We start from the raw sequence: 14,660 nt of genomic DNA, 5'->3' as shown, positions 1-14,660 counted from the left end.
CCAGCTGGCGTCGGCTACTCCACTAGCGCGGACGCCGCCTGCAGATGTTTGATCGCGTCGGCCACTATCGACTCGATCAGTTCGGCACAGGACGGCAGGTCGTCGAGGATCCCCGCCACCTGACCTGAGGCCAGCACCCCGGCCTCGGTGTTGCCTTCCACCAGTCCAGCCTTGAGCAGCATCGGGGTATTAGCCGCCATGACGACCTGCGACCAGGTCAACTCCTTGCCATGGCGCATCGCCAGACCGTCGGTGACCATGGAGCGCCAGGTCATCTGCGACATCTTCTTGAACTTGGCGGCGTTGCGCACCGCCGCGGTGAAACCCCTTGCCCGCGAGCCGCTTTCCAGCCTCTCCACCAGACCGGTGCGCAGCACCCGGTGCGGCATGCCGTCCACGCGGGTGGTCACCACCGTGCCGTCCAACGCCGCCTCCAGGTAGCGCCGCTTGACCGCGTCGGGCACCGTCGAATCCGAGGTCAACAGGAACCGAGTTCCCATCGCCACCCCGGCCGCCCCATAGGACAACGCCGCGGCCAGGCCACGTCCGTCGAAGAAGCCGCCCGCGGCGATCACCGGGATCCCAGTGCCCGCAACGGCGTCCAGCACCGAGGGCAGGAGCAGGGTGGTGGCGACCGGGCCGGTGTGTCCGCCACCTTCGCCGCCCTGCACGATCATCGCGTCGGCACCCCAGCCGGCCACCTTGCGGGCGTGTTTGGCGGCGCCGATCGACGGGATCACCACCGCCCCGGCGTCTTTCAGCTTGGCTATCAGTTCCTGCTTGGGCGCCAGGGCGAACGAGGCAACCTTGACTCCCTCGCGAATCATCAACTCGACGCGATCACCGGCATCGGCCGCATCGGCGCGGAGGTTGACGCCGAACGGCTTGTCCGTGGCGGCCTTGACCTTCTTGATCGCCGTCGCCAGCTCGTCGAGCGTCATGGTGGCCGACGCCAGGATGCCCAGGCCGCCCGCGTTGGCGGTGGCCGACACCAACCGGGCACCGGCCACCCAGCCCATTCCCGTCTGCACCACCGGGTGCTCGACGCCGACCAGCTCGGTCAGCGGGGTGCGTAACTTCACGAACGTATCTCTCTGTCGCGCAATGCCTTCGGATCGATGACCTCGCGGATCAACCGCAGTTCGTCGTCGGTGGGCTCCCGGGTCTCGGCGGCCTCGTCCAGGCCGTGCACCTCGAACGAGGAGGCTTCGCGGACGTCATCGGGCGACACGCCCGGATGCAGGCTCAGTGCCCGCATGGTGCGCTCCGGTCCACCGAAGTCGAAGACACCGAGATTGGACACCACCCGGTAGACGTTGACGAATCGGAACGCCGGGTTGTCCGGATCCACCTTGTCGTAGCCGATCCCGGAGACGACGTCGACCGTGTCGACGAAGACCCGCTTGCTGTGGTTGCCGACCCAGTAGCTGGTCGCGTGGTTGATGGTGTTGCCGGGCGACCCGCGCACGCCGAACATCTGCCGAGTTGGTTTCTGCAGTGGCCCGAATGCCGAAATGTTCTGATTGCCGTAGCGGTCAACCTGATTGGCGCCCATGACGACGTGGCGCCGGCCCCACGCCAGGGTCTCGAACACGCGGCCAAACGGCATCCAGCCCTCGACCGGACCCGACCTGCCCAACGCGGGCGTGTCGGCCAGCAGTTGTGCCTCACCGTCGGTCAGCAAGATATCGGGGGAGAAGGTCAGCCGGGCCAACCTCGCCCCCACCGACGCCATATTGGTCATCGGGCTGATCATGATCTCCCCTGCGTCCCGGAACAACTCGGCGCAGGCGACGGCGCAGATCTCGGCGCGGGTGGTCATCTGGCGGCCTCCTCGCCGAATGCGCGCACCGCGGCCTGATAATCGTCTTCGGTGCCGGACAGATATGTCTGCATGAACTGCTGCCAGCCCTCTTCGGTTGACGCCGCTTCGGCGTAGTGTCGCTGGAACTTCTCGTCGCGGCCGTAATCCGGTGCGGCCGTGGTGAAATGGGCTCCGCCGGGAGCTTCCACCACCGCGTCGACCATCATGCGGTTGATCAACAGCGCCTGCGGCGGCACCGCCTTGACGAGCTCCTCGGTCGACACGATGCGCTCCACAGACAGGAACCGCTTCTCGGCGGCCATCAGGAACAGATCGTCGAAGTAGGGGTCGATGCCGGTGTACGCCGCGTTGCCTTGACTGTCACCAAGATTCAGGTGAGCGAACGCGGCGTCGAGGCGCAGCGCCGGCATGGCCAGCAGTGTCTCGTGTCCGCCACCGGGTGCCGGGTACGGGCTGGTGACCGTGGCCAACTCGCCCTCCCAGAAGTCGACGACCGAGCTGCCCAGCCCGGCGCGAATGGGCAGAAACGGCAATCGTTGTGCGGCGGCTTGTAATCCGCAGCGCAACATGCCTTCGTCCATCTCTCGCGCTTCGATGGCGCCGCTGGTGCGGGCCTTGGCGAACCATGGGTCGTAGAAAGGTGGGGAGTCCAACGAGACGAAGCCGTAGTAGACGCGTTTGACCTTGCCGGCCGAGCACAGCAGACCCAGGTCGGGTCCGCCATAGGTGACCACGGTCAAATCGGTGATGTCGCTGCGCAGCAGGGCCCGCACGAAGGCCATCGGCTTGCGTCGTGAACCCCAGCCCGCGATGCCGATGGTCATGCCGCTGCGCAGTTGCGAGACGGCTTCGTCGAGAGTGGTTCTCTTGTCGCTCATCTATTCGCTAGTCCTTCTTGCCCTTCGCCGTACCGGCGAACGCGTCCCGGTGCTCGTCGGCCACCCCGGCTAGGTTGAGCTCGAAGGTAAAGCCTTGCTCCATGCGGTAACTCGAGTTGACCCGCTGCACGTCGATGAGGTTGAGCGCTTCTTTGGCGGCGCGGATGACCCGGGTGTCCTTGGCGGCGATGTCGCGGGCCACCCGCAGGGCGGCCTCGTCAAGCTCCGCGCGAGGCACCACCTCGTGCACGGATCCAAAGTGGTGCAAAGTGGCCGCATCGACGGTGGCGGCGGTGAAAAACAGCCGCCGCATCATGTGTTGCGGCACCAGCCGGGACAGATGAGTTGCGGCCCCCAGCGCGCCGCGCTCCACCTCCGGCAACCCGAAAACCGCGTCGTCGGAAGCCACGATGACGTCGGAGTTGCCCACCAAGCCGATGCCGCCGCCGACGCAGAAGCCGTTGACCGCGGTGATCACCGGCACCGCGCACTCGTAGACCGCCCGGAACGCGGCGAAGCAGCCACGGTTGGCGTCGATCAACGCGGTGAAGCCTTCGGTGCGCTGCATTTCCTTGATGTCCACGCCGGCGTTGAAGCCGCGGCCTTCGGCGCGCAGGATCACCGCGTGGGTTTCGGGATCGGCGCCGGCCGCCGTCACGACGTCGGCCAGTTCAAACCAGCCGCGCGACGGAATGGCGTTGACCGGTGGGTAGTCGACGGTGACGGCGACTATGCCGGGTTCCGGGGTGGTGGACGTGATCGTCAATGGACACTTCCTTTGACAACGACTTGGCCGAGTAACGAAGCAAGCACTTGCTTGGTACACTAGCACAGTGACTAGCGCCGGATCAGCCCCCGCGATCAACTTCGGGCTGGCTGGACGGGTCGTGCTGATAACCGGCGGCGTTCGAGGGGTAGGCGCCGGTATCAGCGCGGTTTTCGCCGACCAGGGCGCCACCGTCATCACCTGTGCGCGACGAGTGGTCGAGGGCTTGCCGTATGAGTTCCATGCCTGCGACATTCGCGACGAAGATTCGGTGGCTCGGATGATCGGCGCCATCCAAGAGAAGCACGGTCGTCTAGACGTGTTGGTGAACAACGCCGGGGGATCCCCCTACGCGTTAGCGGCCGAGGCGACGCACAATTTCCACCGTAAGATCGTCGAGCTCAATGTGCTTGCACCGCTGCTTGTTTCCCAGCACGCCTACCGGCTGATGCAAGATCAGCCCAACGGTGGTTCGATCATCAACATTTGCAGCGTCAGCGGCCGACGGCCCACCCCGGGCACGGCCGCCTACGGTGTGGCCAAGGCGGGGTTCGAAAACCTCACCACTACGTTGGCGGTCGAGTGGGCGCCGAAGATCCGGGTCAACGCGGTCGTAGTGGGGATGGTGGAAACCGAACAGTCAGAACTGTTTTACGGTGATGCGGATTCGATCGCCCGGGTCGCCGCCACCGTGCCGTTGGGCAGATTGGCCAAACCCACCGACATCGGCTGGGCGTCAGCGTTTTTGGCATCCGACGTGGCGGCCTACATCACCGGCGCGACGCTGGAGGTGCACGGCGGTGGCGAGCCGCCGCCGTACCTGGCCGCCTCGGCCGCCAACAAGTAAGAAACCAGAAAGGATCAGTAGGTATGGGCTTGGTTGACGGCCGAGTGGTCATCGTTACCGGAGCGGGCCGCGGCATCGGACGCGCGCATGCCTTGGCCTTCGCCGCGGAAGGCGCGCGGGTGGTGGTCAACGACATCGGAGTCGGACTCGACGGGTCCGCCGGTGAAAGCCCGGCGCAACAGGTGGTCGACGAAATCACCGCGGCCGGTGGCGAAGCCATCACCAACGGCGACGACGTCGCCGACTGGACCGGCGCCGAGAATCTCATCCAGAGCGCGGTCGACACTTTCGGGCGCCTCGACGTGCTGGTGAACAACGCCGGGTTCATCCGCGACCGGATGCTGGCCAACACCAGTGAAGCCGAGTGGGACGCGGTCATCCGCGTCCATCTCAAAGGACATTTCGCCACCCTGCGCCACGCCGCGGGCTACTGGCGGCGACAGATCAAGTCCGGCGCGGCAGGTCCCGATGACCTCAACGCCCGCATCATCAACACCAGTTCCGCGGCCGGTCTACAGGGCAGCGTCGGGCAGGGCAATTACTCGGCCGCCAAGGCCGGCATCGCCGCGTTAACCCTCGTCGGCGCAGCCGAACTCGGTCGCTACGGGATCACCGTCAACGCCATCGCACCTGCGGCCCGGACCCGGATGACCGAAGCCGTGTTCGCCGAAACGATGGCCAAACCCGAAGAGGGCGCTTTCGACGCGATGGCACCGGAGAACGTCTCGCCGCTCGTGGTGTGGTTGGGCAGCAACGAGTCCCGGGAAGTCACCGGTAAAGTCTTCGAGGTCGAGGGCGGTCTGATTCGGGTCGCGGAGGGCTGGGCGCACGGCCCGCAAATCGACAAGGGCGCCAAGTGGGATCCGGTCGAGTTGGGCGCGGTCGTCAGCGATCTGCTGGCCAAGTCGCGTCCTCCGGTCCCCGTCTATGGCGCGGGTTCCTAACCGGCGGGCAAACCCATCTCGACGAAGTCCAGGCGCCACAGCGACTGAAATAGTCCGCGCGCGAACTTCTCGAACATTCCGATGGTGAATTCGTCGGGGTCGTCAGCCACCTGAGCGGCGATCTCACGGATCGTGCGCCGGCCGTCGACATGCTGAACGAAGGGCAGTTGCGCGGCGTTGAGGCTCATGCTCCATCCCGGCCGGAAGATGTCAGCACCGGACAACCCGCATCGGAATCGCATGCGCGGCACGTAACGTCCAAAGCTCGGTGACGAAAAGTCAATGCGGTAGGTGTCTTTGGGCCGTTCGGCGTGGCAGGCGACAAAGAAGTGACATGCGTTCGACGTCCTGAGCCTTTCCAGGACCGACCACATCTGCAGTTCGGGTAGGGCGCTGAGGGTTTGGTAGAACTCGCTGGCCGGCGCGTGCAGGTTGTCGATGTCATGCGGGTAGTAGGGCGCATTGAGGAACCACCTCTGAAACACCAACCCTGCCGAGGTGACCAGGTCGATACAGTCGCCGGTGGTGTAACTGCGGTCGCGACCGTGCAGGCAGGTATCCACCAACCCGGTCTCGGTGTTCAGATCCGGCGCGATGTCGCGATACACCAGGAACGGGTGATTCGGATCCAGCATTCCGATGGTCTCGTTGACCAGGCGAAGCGACTCCTCGTCCTGGCGCAGTCCCAGGTCGCGGAACACCGACTGCATCAACTCGACGCCGATGCGGCCGTACCGCGCGTACAGCATCAGCGCGACGACCCCGTCCGGTCGCAGGCAATCGGCGAGTGCCTTCATGCCGGTCAGCGGGTCCGCCAGGTGATGCAGCACTCCGGTCGACATGATGAGATCGAATTGGAGGCCCAGCGAATGCACGTCTTCGATTGGCAGACGGTGCAATTCGAGGTTGGCCAGACCGTGCTTGTCCTTGAGATACTGCTGATGATCCAGGGACCGCTGGCTCACGTCGATTCCGACGACGCGGGCTGAACGGTTCGTGTGCGCGATGACGGCGGCCTGGTTGCTTCCGCAACCCGCAATTAGAATGTCGAGGTTGGGGTGGTAATCCCGGTCGGGCCAGAAGATCTGGTGTGCGTGACTGGGGTCAAACCACTGCCATTCGTTGGTCAGCCATTCGTCGATATCCAGTATCGGTTCGGGATACGTCCACTTCTCGTATTGATTGGAGACGACGTCATTGAGGCGGTCATCGCTCATCTGCGTCTCGCCGCTACGGGTCGCAGATGACGATGGGAATGGTGCGGTCGGTCCAGGATTGGTAGTCCTCGTAGGACGGGTACATGTCCACCAGTTGCGGCCAATACCGGGCGCGCTCTTCGTCGGTTGCATCGCGCGCGGTCAGATCCAGGACCTCCTTTTTGATCTGCACCTGGACCTTGGGATTCGCCTTGAGGTTGAGGTACCACATCGGGTTCTTCGCGGCGCCGCCCTTCGAGGCCGCGACGACCACCCGGTCACCGTCACGCAGGAAATACAGTGGGCTCACTCGGGGTTGGCCGGTCTTGCGTCCGGTGGTGGTCAACAGCGCGACCGGAATGTTCTGGAAGGTGCCGCCCAGTCCCTCGCCACCGTTGCGGCGGTAAAGAAAGGTGTTGAGTCGGGACATCCACTTGATGAAGACATCGGTCAGGGGCGAATTCATGAAACGCGGTGGCTTCTTGGGCATGCGCTGATCCTAGGGTCTAGGGCTAGTGCTGGATGAAGGGTCGGAACCGAGCCTTGATGTGATGGATTTCGGCCTTGCCGGTGGGGCTTTCGGCGGGAATGACGAAGGTTTCATTGACCCGTCCCACCACTCGCCGGCCGGCGAAGGTCGCCTTGGTCAGCACGTCGTATGCCGCGTGCACCTCATCACCGACGATGCGGTAGTCCGGTGGTGTCGCATCGACGATGATGCGGTACTGAAGTCCACGACTCAGGCTGCGCCGCAGGTGTTTTCCGGAGAACCCGTTCTTGACACCCAGCTCGACCCGAGTGCAGCCCGCCGCGAACGGAACCACGTCGCCGTCATGGCTGACCAGCGCATCGATGTAGGCCTGCGCCGCCGCAATGCGACTCCCCTCGGGAACGAGCATTCGAGCGGCTAGATCCGTTCGATGATGGTGCCGGTGGAAAGCGCACCACCGGCACACATGGTGATCAGCGCGGTGCTCTTGTCCGAGCGCTCCAACTCGTGCAGTGCGGTGGTGATCAGGCGGCTGCCGGTGGAGCCCACCGGGTGGCCCAGAGCGATGGCACCACCGTTGACATTGACCCGATCCATGTCGGGTTCATGCACCCGCGCCCACGACAGCACCACAGAGGCGAAGGCCTCGTTGATCTCGACGATGTCGATGTCGCCCATCTTCATGCCGGCCTTGTCCAGCACCTTGGCCGTCGACTGCACCGGCCCATCGAGGTGGTAGTACGGCTCGGCACCGACCAGTGCCTGGCTGACGATCCTTGCGCGCGGCCGCAACCCGAGTGCCTTGGCCTTGTCCTCGTCCATCCACAACACGGCTGCTGCGCCGTCGGAGATCTGCGAGGACGTGCCGGCGGTGTGGATTCCCCCCTCCATCACCGGCTTGAGCGCGCTCAGCCCGGACAACGTCGTCTCCCGCAGCCCCTGATCGCGGCTGATGGTGACGAGCTCCGACGTCGGTTGTTTGTTTTCGTCGAGCGCCGGCGCTTCGATGGGAGAGATCTCGCGATCGAAACGCCCCTCATCCCACGCCCGCGCGGCCTTGGTCTGGGACGCATACCCGAACTCGTCGATGTCGTCGCGGGTGATGCCGCGGCGCTTGGCAATCCGCTCAGCGGCCTCGAACTGGTTGGGCATGTCGATGTCCCACGACTGCGCGCGGATCGCCGAACGGTCCGGCCCGGCGTTGGCGCCCAGGCCGACGCGGCTCATCGCCTCGATGCCGCACGCGATGCCGATGTCGATGGCGCCGGTCGCGATCAGTCCGGCGATCAGGTGGTTGGCCTGCTGGCCGCTGCCGCATTGGCAGTCCACCGTGGTCGCGCCGACATGCTCTGGCAAACCCGCGGTCAGCCAGGCGACCCGGCTGATGTTGTTGGATTGTTCGGCGAACTGAGTGACGCAGCCCCCGATGACCTGCTCGACGTCGCCCGCGTCGATGCCCGCCTTTTCCACCAGTGCCTTTTGCACCGCCCCGAGTAGCTCGGTGGCGTGCAGTCCAGATAGCCATCCATTGCGCTTCCCGATCGGGCTGCGAGTGGCTTCAACGATTACCGGGTTCCCCATGTGGCCAGGCTAGAACACGTTTCATTACTCTGACAAGCGAGGATGCTTCGTCGCCTTTTGTCTGCGGTGAAGGCATGTTTTACTGGCAGCAGAGCATCACTAGGACAGCTAGTGTCCTGGGATCGTGACACGTAAGCCAGTCAGTGAAGACTGTAGTAAGGAGAACTAGCGTGCCCAGCCCTAATCTTCCGCCCGGGTTCGACTTCACCGACCCCGACATCTACACCGAGCGGATTCCCGTCGAAGAGTTTGCCGAGGTGCGGGCGACCGCCCCGATCTGGTGGAACGAACAGGACCCGAATAACTGCGGTGGCTTCCACGACGGCGGCTTCTGGGCAATCACCAAACTGAACGACGTCAAGGAGGTGTCGCGGCGCAGCGACGTCTTCTCCAGCTACGAAAACGGCGTCATCCCGCGGTTCAACAACGACATCGCCCGCGAGGACATCGAGGTGCAGCGGTTCGTCATGCTCAACATGGACGCGCCGCACCATACCCGGTTGCGCAAGATCATCTCCCGCGGGTTCACTCCCCGCGCCGTCGGTCGCCTGCACGACGAACTGCACGAGCGCGCGCAGAAGATCGCCCAGGAGGCCGCCGCCGCAGGTACCGGTGACTTCGTCGAGCAGGTTTCGGCTGAGCTGCCGTTGCAGGCGATCGCGGGTCTGCTCGGCGTACCGCAAGAGGACCGCGGCAAGCTGTTCGAGTGGTCCAACGAGATGACGGGCAACGACGACCCGGAGTATGCGCACGTCGACCCGAAGATGTCCTCGGCCGAGTTGATCATGTACGCGATGAAGATGGCCGAGGAGCGGGCCAAGAACCCGGGCGACGACATCGTGACCCAGCTGATTCAGGCCGACATCGACGGCGAGAAGCTCACCGACGACGAGTTCGGCTTCTTCGTGGTGATGCTCGCGGTGGCCGGCAACGAGACCACGCGCAACTCAATCACCCAGGGGATGATGGCCTTCGCCGATTTCCCCGACCAGTGGGAGCTCTACAAGAAGGAGCGGCCCGAGACCGCCGCCGACGAGATCGTCCGCTGGGCCACCCCGGTCACCTGCTTCCAGCGCACCGCGCTCGAGGATTACGAACTGTCCGGTGTCCAGATCAAGAAGGGCCAGCGGGTGATCATGTTCTACCGCTCGGCCAACTTCGACGAAGAGGTCTTCGAGGACCCGTTCCAGTTCAACATTCTGCGAAACCCCAACCCGCACGTCGGATTCGGTGGCACCGGGGCGCACTACTGCATCGGCGCCAACCTGGCCAAGATGACGATCAACCTCATCTTCAACGCCGTCGCCGACCACATGCCCGACCTCAAGCCGCTGTCCAAGCCCGAGCGCCTGCGGTCCGGCTGGCTCAACGGGATCAAGCACTGGCAGGTCGACTACACCGGCAAATGCCCGGTCGCGCACTGACGGATTCCGACTGACGATGGACTTCAATCTCACTGCGACACAACAAGCCGTCGCCGACGTCGTCACCTCGGTGCTGAACCGCGACTCGACGTGGAACGCTCTGGCGGAAGGGGGCGTGACGGCGCTGCCCGTCCCCGAACGCCTCGAAGGTGACGGAGTCGGGCTGCCCGAGGTGGCGACGGTGCTCACCGAAGTCGGCCGCCACGGAGCTATTACACCCGCGCTCGCGACGCTGGGCTTCGGGGTGGTGCCGCTGCTCGACTTGGCCTCCGATGAGCAGCAGGACCGCTACCTGTCCGGGGTCGCCAAAGGGTCGGTGCTCACCGCGGCGCTCAATGAGCCCGGTGCGGCGCTGCCCGACCGACCGTCGACCAGTTTCGCCAACGGCCGACTGTCGGGCACCAAAGTCGGTGTGGCATATGCCGAGCAGGCGGACTGGATACTGGTGACCGCAGACAACGCGGTCGTGGTGGTGTCGCCGAAAGCCGAGGGTGTGCGGCTGGTTCGCACTCCGACATCGAACGGTTCCGACGAGTACACGGTGACGTTCGGCGATGTGGCGGTTGCCGAGTCCGACGTGCTCGCGAGCGCAACCGCGCGCCGGGTGAATCAGCTGGCGTTGTCCATGATCGGCGCTTACGCCGACGGGTTGGTCGCGGGCGCGTTGCGGTTGACCGCTGACTACGTAGCCAACCGCCAGCAATTCGGCAAGCCGCTGTCCACCTTCCAAACGGTGGCCGCGCAGCTTGCTGAGGTTTACATCGCTTCGCGCACAATTGATTTGGCTGCCAAGTCGGTGGTATGGCGTCTGGCCGAAGGGCGGGACGCCGACGACGACCTGGACGTGCTGGGGTATTGGGTTTCCTCCCAAGCGCCCCCGGTGATGCAGATCTGCCATCACCTGCACGGCGGTATGGGCATGGATATCACGTATCCGATGCACCGGTACTACTCCACGATCAAGGATCTGACCCGCCTGCTGGGCGGCCCTTCGCATCGGCTTCAACTGGTGGGAGTGCAATGTTCATCGAACTGACTCCGGAGCAGCGACAACTGCAAGCTCAGATCCGCCAGTACTTCTCGAACCTCATCTCGTCCGACGAGATGAAGGAGATGGAGAAGGACCGCCACGGCGCGGCCTATCGCGCGGTTATCCGCCGTATGGGTCAAGACGGGATGCTCGGCGTTGGCTGGCCAAAAGAGTTCGGCGGCCACGGATTTGGCCCGATCGAGCAGCAGATCTTCGTCAACGAGGCGCACCGGGCCGACGTTCCACTCCCCGCTGTCACGCTGCAGACGGTTGGTCCCACGCTGCAGCAGTTCGGCAGCGAGATGCAGAAGAAGAAATTCCTGCCCGGCATCCTGGCCGGTGAGGTGCACTTCGCAATCGGATACAGCGAACCGGAGGCCGGCACCGACCTCGCTTCGCTGCGTACCACGGCCGTACGTCAGGGTGACGAGTACATCGTCAACGGTCAGAAGATGTGGACCACCGGCGGACACGATGCCGACTACATCTGGTTGGCCTGCCGCACCGACCCCGACGCCGTCAAGCACAAGGGCATTTCGATTCTCATCGTGGACACCAAGGACCCCGGCTATTCGTGGACGCCGGTCATCTTGTCCGACGGCGCGCACCACACCAACGCCACCTATTACAACGACGTACGGGTGCCGGTGGACATGTTGGTCGGCGAGGAGAACGCCGGCTGGCGGTTGATCACCACCCAGCTCAACAACGAGCGGGTGATGCTCGGCCCGGCGGGCCGGTTCGCCAGCATCTACGACCGGGTGCACGCCTGGGCGTCCAAGCCCGGCGGTGACGGAGTCACGCCGATCGACCACGCCGACGTCAAACGCGCACTAGGTGAGATCCACGCTATTTGGCGGATCAACGAGCTGCTCAACTGGCAGGTGGCCGCCGCGGGTGAGGACATCAACGTCGCCGACGCCGCGTCGACGAAAGTCTTTGGTACTGAGCGGGTTCAGTATGTCGGTCGGCTCGCCGAGGAAATCGTCGGCAAGTACGGCAACGCGGCCGAGCCGGACACCGCCGAGCTGCTCGAGTGGCTCGACTCGCAGACCAAACGCAATCTTGTGATCACCTTCGGTGGAGGAGTCAACGAAGTGATGCGGGAGATGATCGCCGCCGCGGGCCTCAAGGTGCCCAGGGTGCCTCGATGACGGACATTCAGGAGGCCGTCGCCGAGATCAAGGCGGCCGGCGCGGCCAAGCCGCGCGCGGCGCGCGACCCGGTGAATCAGCCGATGATCAACAACTGGGTCGAGGCAATCGGTGATCGCAACCCCATCTATGTCGACGAGGCTGCGGCCCGCGCCGTCGGCCATCCGGGAATTGTGGCTCCGCCGGCGATGATTCAAGTGTGGACGATGTTCGGCCTGGCCGGCCAGCGTCCGACCGATGATCCGCTGGGCCCGATCATGAAGCTGTTCGACGACTCCGGATACATCGGCGTGGTTGCCACCAACTGCGAGCAGACCTATCACCGCTATTTGCGGCCCGGCGAGCAGGTCAGCATCACCTCCGAGATGGGCGATGTCATCGGGCCCAAGCAGACCGCGCTGGGCGAAGGGTGGTTCGTCAACCAGCACATCATCTGGCGCGTCGGCGACGAAGACGTCGCCGAAATGAATTGGCGCATCCTGAAGTTCAAGCCGCGCGAGTCGGAATCCGGATCGGCTGCGGCCGTGCCCGAAGACCTCGATCCGGACGCAATGATGCGTCCGTCGTCGTCTCGGGACACCGCGTTCTTTTGGGAAGGGGTCAAAGCCCACGAGCTGCGAATCCAGAAGCGCGGCGACGGCAGCCTGCAACACCCACCGGTGCCGGCGGTGTGGCAGGACCCGGCGGCGCCCATCGACTACGTCGTCTCCAGCGGCAAGGGCACGGTGTTCAGTTACGTGGTGCACCACGCGCCGAAAGTGCCTGGGCGCACCCTGCCGTTCGTGATCGCCTTGGTGGAACTCGAGGAAGGCGTACGCATGCTCGGCGAGCTACGCAACGTCGACCACGCCCAAGTGGAGGTCGGGATGCCCGTCCACGCAACCTATATCGACTTTCCGGCCGGTGACTCCGGACCGGAGTGGAGCCTGTACGCCTGGGAGCCGGACGCATGAGCGCGCCGGCCGTGGCAGTGGGCACCACGCTTCCGGAACTGAAGCTCTACGGAGATCCGACGTTCATCATCTCAACGGCGTTGGCTACCCGGGACTTTCAGGATGTGCATCACGACCGGGACAAGGCGATCGCCAAAGGCTCGAAAGACATCTTCGTCAACATCCTCACCGATACCGGGCTGGTGCAGCGCTACGTCACCGACTGGGCCGGCCCGTCGGCGCTGATCAAGTCGATCGGGTTGCGGCTGGGGGTGCCGTGGTACGCCTATGACACGGTGACGTTTTCTGGTGAGGTGACGGCGATCGAGAATGGCCTGATCACGGTGAAAGTGTTCGGCCGCAACAGCCTTGGCGACCACGTCATTGCCACGGTGACGCTGACGATGGGAGACGCCTAGTGTTGTCCGGTAAGGCCGCGATTGTCGGTATCGGCGCCACTGACTTCTCCAAGAACTCCGGCCGCAGCGAACTGCGGCTGGCGGCCGAGGCGGTGCAGGACGCGCTCGACGACGCGGGCCTTTCGCCGTCCGACGTGGACGGGCTGACCACCTTCACCATGGACACCAACACCGAGATCGCCGTCGCGCGTGCGGCGGGAATTGGTGAGCTCAAGTTCTTTTCGAAGATCCACTATGGCGGCGGCGCGGCGTGCGCGACCGTCCAACATGCCGCGATGGCCGTTGCCACCGGCATCGCCGATGTGGTGGTGGCGTACCGGGCCTTCAACGAGCGCTCGGGCATGCGGTTCGGGCAGGTGCAGACCCGGCTCACCGAGAACGCCGACTCCACCGGCGTAGACAACTCGTTCTCCTACCCGCACGGGCTTTCGACGCCGGCCGCGCAGGTGGCGATGATCGCGCGGCGGTACATGCACCTGTCGGGTGCGACCAGTCGGGACTTCGGCGCGGTGTCGGTGGCCGACCGCAAGCACGCCGCCAAGAACCCCAAGGCATACTTCTACGAGAAGCCGATAACCATTGAGGATCACCAGAATTCGCGGTGGATCGCCGAGCCGTTGCGATTGCTGGACTGCTGCCAGGAGACCGACGGCGCGGTGGCGATCGTGGTCACGTCGGTCGAGCGCGCCCGCGACCTCAAGCAACGTCCGGCGGTGATCGAGGCGGCGTCGCAGGGGTCGAGCCCCGACCAGTACACGATGGTCAGCTACTACCGGCCCGAGCTGGACGGGCTGCCGGAGATGGGTCTGGTGGGCCGGCAGTTGTGGCAGCAGTCGGGACTGCAGCCGACGGATATTCAGACGGCCATCTTGTACGACCACTTCACGCCGTTCACGCTGATTCAGTTGGAAGAGTTGGGATTTTGTGGTCGCGGGGAGGCCAAGGACTTCGTCGCCGACGGTGCCATCGAGGTAGGCGGGCGCCTGCCCATCAACACCCACGGCGGTCAACTCGGTGAGGCCTACATCCACGGCATGAACGGCATCGCCGAGGGGGTTCGTCAGCTGCGTGGTACATCGGTGAACCCCGTCCCGGACGTCGAGCATGTCCTGGTGACCGCGGGCACGGGTGTCCCGACCTCGGGGTTGATTCTGAGCTAGCGCGCTTTGCGCCG

16 protein-coding genes are annotated in these 14,660 nt (G+C 64.7%); 8 read left to right on the top strand and 8 right to left on the bottom strand.

The annotated features are described in order from the left end of the window. Nucleotides 1-14 precede the first annotated feature (14 nt). Genes ipdC through echA20 form a run of 4 tightly spaced genes read right to left on the bottom strand, consistent with a single transcriptional unit; the run spans nt 15 to nt 3,469 of the window. Nucleotides 15-1,082 (bottom strand): (3aS,4S,5R,7aS)-5-hydroxy-7a-methyl-1-oxo-octahydro-1H-indene-4-carboxyl-CoA dehydrogenase, encoded by a 1,068-nt coding sequence (ipdC, locus tag I2456_RS25590; RefSeq protein ID WP_068023304.1) that lies wholly within the window; start codon nt 1,080-1,082, stop codon nt 15-17. Continuing rightward, on the bottom strand, nt 1,079-1,822 hold the full coding sequence (ipdB, locus tag I2456_RS25585; protein WP_068023307.1) for a cholesterol ring-cleaving hydrolase subunit IpdB: 744 nt from the start codon (nt 1,820-1,822) through the stop codon (nt 1,079-1,081). Before ipdB ends, ipdC begins: the two co-directional genes overlap by 4 nt. Further along, nucleotides 1,819-2,703 carry a cholesterol ring-cleaving hydrolase subunit IpdA gene (ipdA, locus tag I2456_RS25580; protein ID WP_085075584.1) on the bottom strand — a complete coding sequence of 295 codons (885 nt, stop codon included), beginning with the start codon at nt 2,701-2,703 and terminating at the stop codon, nt 1,819-1,821. The genes ipdB and ipdA overlap by 4 nt, the downstream gene beginning before the upstream one ends. Before the next feature lie 7 nt (nt 2,704-2,710). Continuing rightward, a complete protein-coding gene (gene echA20, locus I2456_RS25575; RefSeq protein ID WP_068023313.1) occupies nt 2,711-3,469 on the bottom strand; it encodes a (7aS)-7a-methyl-1,5-dioxo-2,3,5,6,7,7a-hexahydro-1H-indene-carboxyl-CoA hydrolase in 759 nt (252 codons plus the stop codon). Nucleotides 3,470-3,536: 67 nt separating this feature from the next. On the opposite strand from echA20, the gene I2456_RS25570 reads away from it, so the two are divergent. Further along, nucleotides 3,537-4,316 carry an SDR family oxidoreductase gene (locus I2456_RS25570; RefSeq protein WP_085075585.1) on the top strand — a complete coding sequence of 260 codons (780 nt, stop codon included), beginning with the start codon at nt 3,537-3,539 and terminating at the stop codon, nt 4,314-4,316. 23 nt (nt 4,317-4,339) lie between these two features. After that, entirely contained in the window at nt 4,340-5,260 is a 921-nt protein-coding gene (locus I2456_RS25565; RefSeq protein ID WP_068023319.1) for an SDR family oxidoreductase, read from the top strand. On the opposite strand, the gene I2456_RS25560 is transcribed toward I2456_RS25565, so the two are convergent. Genes I2456_RS25560 through I2456_RS25545 form a run of 4 tightly spaced genes read right to left on the bottom strand, consistent with a single transcriptional unit; the run spans nt 5,257 to nt 8,527 of the window. Continuing rightward, entirely contained in the window at nt 5,257-6,477 is a 1,221-nt protein-coding gene (locus I2456_RS25560; protein ID WP_068023322.1) for a class I SAM-dependent methyltransferase, read from the bottom strand. The genes I2456_RS25565 and I2456_RS25560 overlap by 4 nt on opposite strands. 13 nt (nt 6,478-6,490) lie before the next feature. Further along, entirely contained in the window at nt 6,491-6,946 is a 456-nt protein-coding gene (locus I2456_RS25555; protein ID WP_068023325.1) for a nitroreductase family deazaflavin-dependent oxidoreductase, read from the bottom strand. Nucleotides 6,947-6,968: 22 nt separating this feature from the next. After that, nucleotides 6,969-7,355: a DUF8021 domain-containing protein gene (locus tag I2456_RS25550; RefSeq protein WP_068023328.1), complete on the bottom strand. Its 387-nt coding sequence runs from the start codon at nt 7,353-7,355 to the stop codon at nt 6,969-6,971. Between the two features lie 8 nt (nt 7,356-7,363). Beyond that, entirely contained in the window at nt 7,364-8,527 is a 1,164-nt protein-coding gene (locus I2456_RS25545) for a steroid 3-ketoacyl-CoA thiolase (RefSeq protein WP_068165110.1), read from the bottom strand. Between the two features lie 170 nt (nt 8,528-8,697). On the opposite strand from I2456_RS25545, the gene I2456_RS25540 reads away from it, so the two are divergent. Genes I2456_RS25540 through I2456_RS25515 form a run of 6 tightly spaced genes read left to right on the top strand, consistent with a single transcriptional unit; the run spans nt 8,698 to nt 14,646 of the window. After that, entirely contained in the window at nt 8,698-9,951 is a 1,254-nt protein-coding gene (locus I2456_RS25540) for a cytochrome P450 (protein WP_068023334.1), read from the top strand. A gap of 16 nt (nt 9,952-9,967) precedes the next feature. Continuing rightward, nucleotides 9,968-10,987, top strand: coding sequence for an acyl-CoA dehydrogenase family protein (locus tag I2456_RS25535; RefSeq protein WP_085075586.1), 1,020 nt, complete (start codon nt 9,968-9,970; stop codon nt 10,985-10,987). After that, nucleotides 10,972-12,135 carry an acyl-CoA dehydrogenase FadE29 gene (fadE29, locus tag I2456_RS25530; protein ID WP_068023339.1) on the top strand — a complete coding sequence of 388 codons (1,164 nt, stop codon included), beginning with the start codon at nt 10,972-10,974 and terminating at the stop codon, nt 12,133-12,135. Before I2456_RS25535 ends, fadE29 begins: the two co-directional genes overlap by 16 nt. Beyond that, nucleotides 12,132-13,088 carry a bifunctional MaoC family dehydratase N-terminal/OB-fold nucleic acid binding domain-containing protein gene (locus I2456_RS25525; RefSeq protein WP_085075587.1) on the top strand — a complete coding sequence of 319 codons (957 nt, stop codon included), beginning with the start codon at nt 12,132-12,134 and terminating at the stop codon, nt 13,086-13,088. Before fadE29 ends, I2456_RS25525 begins: the two co-directional genes overlap by 4 nt. Next, nucleotides 13,085-13,486 (top strand): MaoC family dehydratase, encoded by a 402-nt coding sequence (locus I2456_RS25520; RefSeq protein WP_085075588.1) that lies wholly within the window; start codon nt 13,085-13,087, stop codon nt 13,484-13,486. Before I2456_RS25525 ends, I2456_RS25520 begins: the two co-directional genes overlap by 4 nt. Then, on the top strand, nt 13,486-14,646 hold the full coding sequence (locus I2456_RS25515; protein WP_085075589.1) for a lipid-transfer protein: 1,161 nt from the start codon (nt 13,486-13,488) through the stop codon (nt 14,644-14,646). Before I2456_RS25520 ends, I2456_RS25515 begins: the two co-directional genes overlap by 1 nt. Nucleotides 14,647-14,660 lie beyond the last annotated feature (14 nt).

The organism is Mycobacterium kubicae, from assembly GCF_015689175.1.
In the GTDB taxonomy this organism is placed as follows: domain Bacteria; phylum Actinomycetota; class Actinomycetes; order Mycobacteriales; family Mycobacteriaceae; genus Mycobacterium; species Mycobacterium kubicae.
Note: the sequence above shows the minus strand (reverse complement) of the source record. Positions and strands in the feature narration are given on the sequence as shown.